8 protein-coding genes and 2 riboswitches are annotated in these 11,987 nt (G+C 60.4%); of the genes, 1 reads left to right on the top strand and 7 read right to left on the bottom strand.

The genetic code is table 11. The annotated features are described in order from the left end of the window. Positions 1-323 precede the first annotated feature (323 nt). The 7 genes from ASG35_RS26635 to ASG35_RS26605 all read right to left on the bottom strand — a co-directional run bounded on the left by ASG35_RS26635 (position 324) and on the right by ASG35_RS26605 (position 9,600). Positions 324-1,712 (bottom strand): L-serine ammonia-lyase, encoded by a 1,389-nt coding sequence (locus ASG35_RS26635; protein WP_056364598.1) that lies wholly within the window; start codon positions 1,710-1,712, stop codon positions 324-326. A gap of 29 nt (positions 1,713-1,741) precedes the next feature. Then, positions 1,742-2,854 (bottom strand): alginate lyase family protein, encoded by a 1,113-nt coding sequence (locus tag ASG35_RS26630; protein WP_056364597.1) that lies wholly within the window; start codon positions 2,852-2,854, stop codon positions 1,742-1,744. A 118-nt stretch (positions 2,855-2,972) separates the two neighbouring features. Continuing rightward, a complete protein-coding gene (gcvP, locus tag ASG35_RS26625; RefSeq protein ID WP_056364596.1) occupies positions 2,973-5,900 on the bottom strand; it encodes an aminomethyl-transferring glycine dehydrogenase in 2,928 nt (975 codons plus the stop codon). A gap of 66 nt (positions 5,901-5,966) precedes the next feature. Beyond that, positions 5,967-6,347, bottom strand: coding sequence for a glycine cleavage system protein GcvH (gcvH, locus tag ASG35_RS26620; RefSeq protein WP_056364595.1), 381 nt, complete (start codon positions 6,345-6,347; stop codon positions 5,967-5,969). 67 nt (positions 6,348-6,414) lie between these two features. After that, positions 6,415-7,539, bottom strand: coding sequence for a glycine cleavage system aminomethyltransferase GcvT (gene gcvT, locus ASG35_RS26615; RefSeq protein ID WP_056364751.1), 1,125 nt, complete (start codon positions 7,537-7,539; stop codon positions 6,415-6,417). A gap of 106 nt (positions 7,540-7,645) precedes the next feature. Beyond that, positions 7,646-7,789: riboswitch (glycine riboswitch) on the bottom strand. A 27-nt stretch (positions 7,790-7,816) separates the two neighbouring features. Continuing rightward, positions 7,817-7,928: riboswitch (glycine riboswitch) on the bottom strand. Positions 7,929-8,036: 108 nt separating this feature from the next. Next, complete coding sequence (locus tag ASG35_RS26610; protein ID WP_056364594.1) at positions 8,037-8,414, bottom strand: hypothetical protein; 378 nt, start codon at positions 8,412-8,414, stop codon at positions 8,037-8,039. Between the two features lie 139 nt (positions 8,415-8,553). Further along, the gene (locus tag ASG35_RS26605) at positions 8,554-9,600 is read right to left on the bottom strand and encodes an oxidoreductase (protein ID WP_056364747.1); all 1,047 of its coding nucleotides are present in this window, start codon (positions 9,598-9,600) and stop codon (positions 8,554-8,556) included. Between the two features lie 264 nt (positions 9,601-9,864). On the opposite strand from ASG35_RS26605, the gene ASG35_RS26600 reads away from it, so the two are divergent. Further along, positions 9,865-11,961 carry a UvrD-helicase domain-containing protein gene (locus ASG35_RS26600; protein WP_056364593.1) on the top strand — a complete coding sequence of 699 codons (2,097 nt, stop codon included), beginning with the start codon at positions 9,865-9,867 and terminating at the stop codon, positions 11,959-11,961. Positions 11,962-11,987: the final 26 nt, after the last annotated feature.

Here is an 11,987-nt window from a genome sequence, read left to right as displayed (position 1 = left end):
CACTATGAAAATGTGTCAGCTATGTCCCCGTACAAGTGTCAACCATGTCTCCGGTCTAAACAGCCGTTGGAAAAAGAAATGAAGTCCCGCCACGGACAGTGGCTAACAGTGATAAAGAGGTCAGCTAAGACAGAACCCGCGAAAGCCTAAGCAGCAGCAACCCGGCATCAACCCCGACCGCTACAAACAACGTCCGAGCGCCAGCGTCAAACCTCGTGAAATGAAGTCCCGCCACGGACAGTGGCTAACAGTGATGAAGAAGTCAGCTGAGACAGAACTCGCGAAGGCCTAAGCAGCAACAACCCTGCCATTGTCCCGAGCAATCAACACTCAACAATATTCACCGCCAACCCGCCCCGCGACGTCTCCTTGTACTTCGTTTTCATATCGGCGCCGGTCTGCATCATCGTTTTAATCACCGAATCGAGCGAAACATAATGGCTACCGTCCCCGCGCATCGCCATGCGCGCGGCATTGACGGCTTTCATCGAACCCATCGCATTCCGTTCGATGCACGGAATCTGCACCATCCCGCCAACCGGGTCGCATGTCAGCCCCAAGTTGTGCTCCATCCCGATTTCCGCCGCGTTCTCAACCTGCTCCGGCGTTCCACCCATGACCGCCGCCAACCCCGCCGCGGCCATCGAACAGGCCACGCCAACTTCGCCCTGACATCCAACCTCGGCGCCGGATATCGACGCATTCATCTTGTACAAGATCCCGATGGCCGCCGCCGTCAGCAAAAAGTCGATCACGCCCTGCGGACTCGCGCCCGGCATGAACCGGTCGTAGTAATGCAGCACGGCAGGGATAATTCCGGCGGCGCCGTTGGTCGGCGCCGTCACCACGCGCCCGCCCACGGCGTTTTCCTCGTTCACCGCAATGGCGTAGAGATTGATCCAGTCGATCATGGAAAGCGGATCGCGCAACGCCTGCTCAGGCTTGCCAATCAACGCCCGATACAAAACCGGCGCGCGCCGCTTGACCTGAAACGGACCGGGAAGACAACCGTCGGCATCGGGATTATCGATACCGCAACCGCGCTTCACGCACGACTGCATCACGTCCCAGATGCGCAGCAAGCCCGATCGGATTTCGTCGTCGCTGCGCCAGACGCGCTCGTTGTCCCACATCAGCTGCGCGACGGATTTGCCGGTATCGCGGCAAAGCGCGAGCAGTTCGTCGCCGGACTGGAACGCGTACGGCAATTGTTCTATGGCAGTGAGCACCTTCGCATTCGATGCCCCCGCCGTCACCACGAACCCGCCGCCCACCGATAAATACGTGGCATCGCGCAACGATGCGCCATTGGCATCGAAGGCGTGGAGTTTCATGCCGTTCGGATGCTCAGCCAGCGCTTGCCGCAAGAACGTGATGTGTTCCTTCTGCACGAACGGAATCTCGCGGCGGCCGAGCAACGACAACTTTTTGGTCGCGCGCACGGTTTCGAGACGCGGGGTGATCGTGCTGGCATCGACGGTATCAGGCGCGTCGCCCATCAAGCCGAGCATCACGCCGCGATCCGTGCCGTGACCTTTGCCCGTTGCGCCCAGCGAACCGTACAACTCGCATTTCACCGAAGCCGTGGCGTCAAGCAGACCATCGCGTTCGAGCCCTTGCACGAACATCAAGGCCGCTCGCATAGGCCCAACGGTATGCGAACTCGACGGACCGATGCCGATTTTGAAAAGGTCGAAAACGCTGACTGCCATGACTGCTCCTGCAAAGTGCCGCTAGAAAATCATCGCGCCGGCAACGGTAGACAAACCGCAAGCCAGGCGGGTGGAGTAGGTGCCAGACGCAACGCAATTGGCGTGTAGCGTCCGTCCAGTCGCGCCGAAAGATGAAACAGTTCCGCAGCGTTTTTCGGATCCCATTGCCCCGAAAATCCAGGCAGGCCAGCTTCGCGACGGGAGGCATCGAAAGGAACTTTCGAATTCACGAATTCTTCGTGCGTGCGCGTGCCGAGCGCATAAGGCGTGAGCCAGTTCAACGCGCCGGCCAGCGTCGCGCCGGATTGCGCGCGTTCGGCGAGCCAGTTGCGGTTGTGACGTCGCGCGGCGAGCGCGGCCGTGACCAAAGGCTGCAGGTCGTACGTCACGTAATGCAGCGCGTCGCGCTCGGCGAAATCGACGGTGGAACCATCCGGCGCGATGTTGTCGCCAATATGTTCCACGTACAAACGCTGCGCCGCATTGATCAGTTTGCGGTCATCGATGGTGAATGCGCCCATCGATATCAACTTGATCCGGTGACTCTGCCAGTTGTTCCGATACGTGCCGGTAAGCGGCCGTTTCTGTTTATCGATATCCGCTATGTAGCCCGTCACCATTTTCGTGATGAACGCATTCGCGGCGTTGCGCGTCTTCACGGGCAACGCGCTCGCGGTCAGGTCGTAGGCAAGAATCAGCGACTCGAAATTCGTTTCATCGATAGGATTGAAACTCGGCTGATATGTTGTCGCCCAAGCAAACAAAAACCGGTCGACAAGACGCAAATACGCTTCGTTTCCGGTCGCGCGCCAGGCGAGCGCGGCGTCGCGCATCAACGCGAGATCCTTTTCCGCTTCCTCGCTTTCGTCACGAATCCCCTGATGCGGCAACGTGCCTTCCGTATGTAACGTTGCGCGGGCTTTCGGCTGCTCGTTCAAATGCGCCTGAACCATTTTCACGAGCGCCTTCACGCCTGGATCGGCATTCGTGCGCTCGCTGTTTTGCATCGCGGGCGCGGCGCAAAAATTCATTGCAGCCGACGCGTTTTGCGCGTTCAACGCCGTTGCTGCAAGCGCCGCGATCATCGCCGGAACACGCCACGTCTTATTTAACATTCGCACCATTCGCACCTGTCGCGCCATGCAAAACTCCCTGATTGGCTTCGTTCGGGTGAGATGGTAGCTGGTGTTGCGCGAATCCGGCAAAACCGTGCGGCTTTGGGGAAAGCCGCACGGTTGAAACTATCGCGGATCTGATGCTTTATTCGCCGTACTCCGACAACGGAATGCACGAGCAGAAGAGGTTCCGGTCGCCATACGCGTTGTCCGCGCGGCCAACCGGCGGCCAATACTTGCGCGTCACCAAGGATTCGACCGGATACGCCGCCGTCTCGCGCGAATACTTGTGCGTCCATTCGTCCGCGACAACCACCGCCGCCGTGTGCGGCGCGTGCTTCAGCGGATTGTCTTCGCGATCCGACTTGCCTTCTTCGACCGCACGGATTTCGTCGCGAATAGCGATCATTGCATCGATAAACCGATCCAGCTCTTCCTTCGACTCGGATTCGGTCGGCTCGACCATCAGCGTGCCCGGAACCGGGAAACTCATGGTCGGCGCGTGGAAACCGTAGTCGATCAAACGCTTCGCCACGTCTTCCACCGAAATGCCGCTCGTCTCTTTCAGCGGCCGCAAATCGAGAATGCATTCGTGCGCGACGAGACCGCCGGCGCCGCTGTACAGCACCGGATAATGCGGCGCGAGGCGCTTGGCCACGTAGTTCGCGGCGAGAATCGCGCTTTCGGTCGCGGCCGTGAGGCCTTCCGCGCCCATCATGGCAATGTACATCCACGAGATCGGCAAGATCGCGGCCGATCCATAAGGCGCCGACGATACCGCGCCAATGCCCGAAGCATCGCGTTGATAACCGGTCGATTGCTGATTCGGCAGGAATTTCGCCAAATGCGCGCCGACCGCGACCGGACCCACGCCCGGTCCGCCGCCGCCGTGCGGAATGCAGAATGTCTTGTGCAGGTTCAAATGCGAGACGTCGCCGCCGAACTGGCCCGGCGCGGTGAGGCCGACCATTGCGTTCATGTTCGCGCCATCCACATAAACCTGGCCGCCGTGCGCATGCACGATCTCACAGATTTCGCGCACGTTCGCTTCGAACACGCCATGCGTAGACGGATACGTGATCATGATCGCGGCGAGATTGGACGCGTGCTTTTCGGCCTTCGTTTTCAGGTCGGCGATATCGACGTTGCCTTGTTCATCGCAGGCAACGACCACGACTTGCATGCCGGCCATTTGCGCCGACGCCGGATTGGTTCCATGCGCCGACGAAGGAATCAAGCAAATGTTCCGATGCCCTTCGCCGCGCGACGCGTGATACGCGTGGATGATCAGCAAGCCGGCGTATTCGCCCTGCGAGCCGGCATTCGGTTGCAGCGATACCGCCGCATAACCCGTGCACGCGACCAGCATTTGCTCGAGCTGATCGATCATGGTCCGGTAACCGACGGTTTGCTCGGCTGGCGCGAACGGATGAATCTGCGCGAATTCCGGCCACGTCACCGGCAGCATTTCCGATGTCGCGTTCAGCTTCATGGTGCAGGAACCGAGCGGGATCATGGTGCGATCGAGCGCGAGGTCTTTGTCGGCGAGACTGCGCAAATAGCGCAGCATTTCGTGCTCGGAATGATGGCGGTTGAAGACCGGATGCGTGAGGTATTCGCTCGTACGTTCCAATGCTTTCGGCAGCGACGATTTCGCGTCCGAATCCAGCGCGTCGATATCGAACGTTTCCGTCTTGCCGGCCACTTCCGCGAACAGCGCGAAGAGCTTGAGCAGATCGTCGCGCGAAGTGGTTTCGTCGACGGACACGCCTACGCGGGTTGCGTCGATGTGGCGCAAGTTCACGCGCAACGCAGATGCCGCCTGATGCAGCGCCGTGGTATTCGCGCCGCTGACGATGGTGACGGTATCGAAGAACGTCTCGTTTGCGAGCGTGTAGCCGAGCTTTTGCACGCCGGCCGCGAAGATCGTCGCCACGCGATTCACGCGCAACGCAATCGTCTTCAAACCTTGCGGCCCGTGGTACACGGCGTACATGCTCGCCATGATCGCGAGCAACGCCTGCGCGGTACATACATTCGATGTCGCCTTTTCGCGGCGAATATGCTGTTCACGTGTTTGCAGCGCGAGACGCAGCGCGTGCTTGCCTTGAGCGTCGACGGTAACGCCTACGAGACGACCCGGCATCTGGCGCTTGAAGTCATCGCGCACGGCCATGTACGCCGCGTGCGGACCGCCGAAACCAACCGGCACGCCGAAGCGCTGCGTATTGCCGATCGCCACGTCCGCGCCCCATTCGCCCGGCGGCGTGAGCAGCGTGAGCGCGAGCAGATCGGCCGCCGCGATCACAAAACCGCCGGCTGCGTGCACGGCTTCCGCCAACGCGCGGTAATCGCGCACATCGCCATTCGCGCCTGGATATTGCAGCAACACGCCGAACGCGTTGGCCGTGGCGGCGTCGGCCGCGGGCCCTACTTTCACTTCGATGCCAGCCGGTTTCGCACGCGTCTGCACGACTTCGATGGTCTGCGGCAACACGTCGTCGGCGATATAAAACAGGTTCGACTTCGGCTTGCCCACGCGCTGCAAAAGCGTCATGGCTTCGGCGGCGGCGGTGGCTTCATCGAGCAAGGACGCGTTCGACATGGCGAGACCCGTCAGGTCGATCACCATTTGCTGGAAATTCAGCAGCGCTTCCAGACGGCCTTGCGAAATTTCCGGCTGATACGGCGTGTATGCCGTGTACCACGCCGGATTTTCGAGCACGTTGCGCAGGATCACGGCCGGCGTGTGCGTGCCGTAATAACCCTGACCAATATAGTTTCGGAACACCAGGTTCTGATCCGCCAGCTTTCTCAGCGACGCCAGCGCTTCCGCCTCGCTTTTCGGCTGCGTGAACGCGCCGAGCGGCAGCGTTTCGTGGCGCCGGATAGCTTCGGGAATCACCGCGTCGATGAACGCCGCGCGCGACGCGAAACCGAGCGCGTCGAGCATGGCGTGCTGGTCGGCCGCATCCGGGCCAATGTGCCGCTGGGCGAACGCATCGTGGCATTCGAGCGCGGCGAGGGACAAGGATGAGCGGTTCATCAGACGATCCGGGTGTTCGAGCTTCATGAGAATTCCTGCAGGTGCGGCGTGTTTGTGGTGTCGCTAGGCACGCCGCACGGTCGTTGAAAAGTGTTACTCGCCGATCGACGTGCCGTAGGCGCCGGCGTCGATCAATCGGTCCGTGTTGGCGTCGGCGGCGGGCTTGATCTTGAAGAGCCAGCTTTCGTACGGCGTGCCGTTGATCTGATCGGGCGAGCCGGTCAACGCATCGTTCGCGCCGACGATTTCGCCCGAAACAGGCGCGTAGATATCGGACGCGGCTTTAACCGATTCGATCACCGCAATCGCGTCGCCCGCAGCAACGGTCTTGCCGATCGGCGGCAATTCGACGAACACCACGTCGCCGAGCGCTTCCTGCGCGTGATCCGTGATGCCGACGGTGAAGGTGCCGTCTGATTCGGTGCGCACCCATTCGTGCGATTCGGTGTATTTGAGGTCGGCCGGGATGCTCATTCGGATGCTCCAGTTTGTCTTTGAGGGTGGGACGTGCGTGGCTTTTTGCCGAGCATTCGAAAGCGGCTTAAAGCGCCGCCAGAACCTTGCCGTTGCGCACGAACGGCAGTTTTACCACGCTTGCCGGCAGTTGTTTGTCGCGGATGACGACGTGCACCAGATCGCCCGGTTTCACGCTCGCCGGCACCCGTGCGAACGCGATGGATTCCTGCATTGAAGGCGAAAAAGTGCCGCTCGTGATCTCGCCCTCGCCGTCGGCCGTGACGACCTTTTGATGAGCACGAAGTACGCCACCGGCGCGGCCGTTTTCCTTCTGCAGAATCAAGCCGACAAAGCGCGCCTTCGATCCATTTGCCTCGAGCGCCGCACGTCCAACGAACGCGCGGTTTGCATCGTTCAGATCGACGGTCCACGAAAGACCGGCGTCGAGCGGCGAGACGCTGTCGTCCATGTCCTGGCCATACAGGTTCATACCGGCTTCAAGGCGCAACGTGTCGCGCGCGCCAAGGCCCGCCGGTTTCACGCCTTGTGCGACCAGCGCATTCCAGAATTTTTCAACTTGGGTGGCCGGGACCACGATTTCGAAGCCGTCCTCGCCCGTGTAGCCGGTGCGCGCGAGCATCACGTCGCCGAATGACGAATTGGGGAATTGCACGGCGTTGAAGGGTTTGAGTTCGGCGGTCGCTTCACGCGTTTCCGGCAGCACTTGCCAGACTTTTTCGCGCGCATTCGGACCTTGCACGGCGACGATGGCGAAGTCGCGGCGCGGCGTGATCGTCAGGCCAAAACCGCCTTCCGCATTCAGATGGCCGAACCACGCGATGTCTTTTTCGGCCGTGCCCGCGTTCACGACGACGCGGAAATTGTCATCGGCAAAGTAATAGACGATCAGGTCGTCGATCACGCCGCCTTCCGGGTTCAGCAAGCACGAATAAAGCGCCTTGCCGGGAACCGTCAGCTTGTCGACGTTATTCGCAATCGCGTACTTGAAGAATTCGCGCGCTTTGTCGCCGGTGAAATCCACGACGCGCATGTGGGACACGTCGAACATGCCGGCATTGGTGCGCACCGCATGGTGTTCGTCGATCTGCGAACCGTAGTTGACGGGCATGTCCCAGCCGCCGAAATCGACCATGCGCGCATTGAGCGCGAGGTGCGTGGCGTGCAAGGGCGTGTGTTGAAGATCAGACATGGAGCGGGCCTCGGGCGTGCGCGAAAACGAAAAAAGGCCATGCGACGAACCCGCTCGGAGCCGGGCTTTTGCAAACGCAAAGCCCAAACCGCGTAGCGATCCGGTACATGACCCCTCTGTCCTCGGTACCTGAGAGATTGCACGTTGTTCAGCCGATGTTCGACTTCTTCGACTTCCAACGCGCGCCCCTTCGGTGGGCAACTGGCTGCTACTTCTTGATCAGCCGATGCCGCTCTCCAGAGTGCGATTTTCCATTCGATGTTACTCAAACGGAATTTCGACGCAGCCGGTCCTTTTGCCTGAGAGTTTGTGGGTGTGCCCCTTCGGCGGCGCTCAATTGTTGTTTCAGATGCAACAAAACAATCAGCGCTCTCTCCCGACGCGTGCGGCGAATTTACGCGACCGATATACGAATGTCAAACGAGGTTTGCTGATAGCGCCATGAGAAAGACTGATGGCTGGCGGACACCGGGAACCGTCCGCCAGCGCGATCGAATTTACTGGATTGCGTGTTGAACGCCGTCCAACTCGCCATTCAACGTGCGCTGTTCTTCGCCCGACAAACCGCCGCCGTGCTGTGAAGCCATGTCCCGCGACTCCTGCCGGATCACATCCAGACGATGATGAAACGCATCACCCTGCGGCGGCGGATAGAACCCTTGATTCACACGTTGATCGACGTGACGCCAGAGCGAGTTGATGCGCCCGTTCACCTGATCCATCCGATGCACCGCTTCCGCGTGCGGATCGGGGCGCGCGGGCGCTTCACGAACGACATCGACTTGCCGGGTTGGCTCGACAACGCACGCTGCGAGCGAGCCCGCGAGCGTCACGCCAATCAGCGCACGTGCGCAACTTTGCTTGAGCGTCAGCATTTTAGAATTTTCCCCTTCCTGGTTTTTGAGATATGACCTGAACGACCGGAGAAGAACGGTTCGCGGCCAGCGCCGGCTGACGCTGGCGCGGCCCGCAAATGTAACGCTGTGTGTTTGAAAGTCCGGCGTGGGGCGTTTGTTATGGCCGCGGCGTGAAATCCAGACGGCGTCCTTCGGCGTTGCTCTGAATGGCGGTATCGATGATCGTCATGACGTCGACTGCATCTTGCGCCGTGACGGGAAACGGCTTGCCATCGAGCACGGACGCAGCGAGCGATCGATAAAACTCCGCATAAGCGCCATCGCGCGTGGCGAATTCCTGGCGCAGGTCGTGGTCGCCGTCGACTTCGCGGAGAAGCCCGGGCGGATTCTTGCCGAATTCCGCGTTGCCCGGGCGCAAACCGGCTTTCAGCTGGTCTTCTTGTACATCAAGTCCCGTCTTTACATAACTGCCGCGCGTGCCGTGAATAGCGAAGCGCGGCGGTTCGAGCGCGGCGAGCGCGGTTGCGTGCAGCACGATTTCCTTGTCCGGATAGCCGAGCAGCAAATGGACGTAATCCGGCGCGCTGGCGTGATCGCGATGCGCCTTGACGCTCGCGAACACGGTCTGCGGCGTGCCGAAAAGCGCCAGCGCCTGATCGATGAGATGCGGCCCCAGATCGAATAATAAACCGCCTCCGCGCGATGCTTCCTCGCGCCATCGCTGCGGCACTTTCGGGCGAAACCGGTCGAAATGCGACTCGAAATGCGTCACGCGACCCAAACGGCCGCTTTCGATCAGCGCGCGCACGGTCATAAAATCGCCGTCCCATCGGCGATTGTGGAACGGCGCGAACAGCAGGCCGCGGGATTTGGCGAGGTCGGCGAGCGTTCTGGCGTCCGCGCCGGAGAGCGTGACGGGTTTATCGACGACGATGTTCTTGCCCGCTTCGAGCGCCTTTTTCGCCATGTCGAAGTGCGTGTCGTTCGGCGTCGCGATCACGATGCAATCGATGTCGTCGAGCGCAAGCAGCGCGTCGAAATCCTCGACGATTTGCGCGTTGGGATAATCGGCTTGCGCGCGCTCGGGCTTGCCGGTTGCGATGGCGGCGACCGTCGCGCGGCCGCAATGCTCGATCACCGGCGCGTGAAAAGTCTCGCCGGCAAAGCCATAGCCCATCAGGCCTACTTTAAGAAGTGCTGTCATGCAGGCATCCTGTTTGTATTGGCGACGCCGGTATTGTGGCACGCGGCAGTTTCGACCCGGAACGCCATCGGACGCGCTCATTTATCAAAGGGAAAGGGTCAGAACCAATGCCTTCGATCGACAGTTTCTTCCGTGTTAACATCGCGCTCTCGAAATCGCGCGGTCCACTCGACCGCACGAATTTCCTCGCTTCCTTGCTCACCAACGCGTAGCGCCGGCGGCTGAAACGTCCGCCCGATTTACGCATCTCAAAGTGTCCGAACGATGTCCGCAGCAGGCATGAACGCCGCGCAATCCGAAGCGGTGCGCTATCTCGATGGTCCGTGTCTCGTGCTCGCCGGCGCCGGCAGCGGCAAGACGCGCGTGATCACGCAGAAAATCGCGCATTTGATCGAAGGGAAAGGGTTCGAGCCCAAGCACATTGCCGCATTGACCTTCACGAACAAGGCCGCGCTCGAAATGCGCGAACGCACCGCCAAGCTGCTCGAAGGGAAGACGCTGACCACGCCGGGCAAGGAAGGCCGCCGCGTGCCGGTGAACCAGCTGACCATCTCGACGTTTCACTCGCTCGGCGTCCAGATCATGCGGCAGGAAGCGGAGCACGTCGGACTAAAACCGCAGTTTTCGATCATGGATTCCAGCGATTGTTTCGGCATGGTCCAGGAACAGCTTGGAACCACGGATAAAGGCTTGATCCGCAAGGTCCAGTCGATCATTTCGCTGTGGAAAAACGGCATGGTGTCGCCGGATCAGGCTTCGGCGATGGCATCGAATGAGGACGAGATGCAGGCCGCCATTGTGTTTCGGAGCTATGTGGCGACGTTGCACGCGTATCAGGCGCTGGATTTCGATGACCTGATTCTCAAGCCCGCGCAGCTTTTTGCGGAGAACGAACAGGTTCGCGAAAAGTGGCAGAACCGGCTGCGTTACTTGTTGATCGATGAATATCAGGACACGAACGCTTGCCAGTACGAGTTGCTGAAGTTGCTGGCCGGTCCGCGCGCGGCGTTCACGGCGGTGGGCGACGACGATCAGGCCATTTACGGCTGGCGCGGCGCCACGCTGGAAAATCTCGCGCAATTGGGCAAGGATTTTCCGAAGCTGCATGTGGTGAAGCTCGAACAGAATTATCGATCGACGGTTCGCATTCTGACCGCCGCGAACAACGTGATCGCGAACAATCCCAAGTTGTTCGAGAAGAAGCTCTGGTCCGAGCACGGCATGGGCGATTCCATCACCGTGACTGCATGCAACGACGAAGAACACGAGGCCGAATCAGTCGTGTTCCGGTTATCGGCGCATAAATTCGAGCGGCGCTCGTCGTTTCGCGATTACGCGATTTTGTATCGCGGGAATTTCCAGGCGCGGATTTTCGAGCAAGTCTTGCGGCGCGAGCGGATTCCGTACGTGCTTTCCGGCGGCCAATCCTTTTTCGATAAAGCCGAGATCAAGGACATCGTCGCGTATCTGCGGCTGATCGCGAATCCCGACGACGATCCCGCGTTCATCCGCGCGATCACCACGCCGCGGCGCGGTGTCGGCAATACCACGCTGGAGGCGCTCGGCGCGTTTGCGGGTCAGGCAAAGGTTTCGTTGTTCGAGGCCGTGTTCATGGGCGGGATCGAAGCCCGTTTGTCGGCGCGGCAGGTCGAGCCGTTGCGCGCGTTTTGCGACTGGATGCAGCGTTTGTCGGACCGGGCGGGGCGTGATCCGGCCACCGAAGTGCTCAACGACATGATGGAAGCCATTCACTACGAGGCGTATCTCTACGATGCCCACGACGAGCGGCAAGCCCAGTCTAAATGGCAGAACGTCCTCGAATTCTGCGAGTGGCTGAAGAAGAAGGGCACGAAGCCGGAAGTGGCGGGCGCGGAGGCAACGGGTTATGACAACGCCGACGGTTTCGGCGATGAAGGCAAGAATCTGCTCGGCCTGATCCAGACGGTCGCCTTGATGTCCATGCTCGAAGGCAAGGACGAGAATCCCGATGCGGTGCGGTTATCGACGGTGCACGCGTCGAAGGGACTCGAATATCCGCACGTGTTTCTGGTCGGCGTGGAAGAGGGAATCATGCCGCATCGTGGCAATCCGGACGCCGATGCCGACGCGCCCGTGGACACGGGGCGCATAGAGGAAGAGCGGCGGCTGATGTACGTCGCGATCACGCGTGCGCAGCGCAGTTTGCATCTGAACTGGTGCAAGAAGCGCAAGCGGGCGCGCGAGACGGTGGTGTGCGAGGCGTCGCGGTTCATCCCGGAAATGCTTCTCGACGACGCGCCGCCGCCCACTGAAGACGAAGCGCCGATGTCGCCGAAAGACCGCATGGCGAGGCTGAAAGAGTTGCTGCAGAAGCCGGCGTGATTTTGTCGCTGCATTAAAAAACCCTG

The sequence above is a fragment of the Burkholderia sp. Leaf177 genome (assembly GCF_001424345.1).
Lineage (GTDB): Bacteria > Pseudomonadota > Gammaproteobacteria > Burkholderiales > Burkholderiaceae > Caballeronia.
The sequence above is the reverse complement of the archived record's forward strand: the minus strand, read 5'-3'. Positions and strand labels throughout refer to the sequence as shown.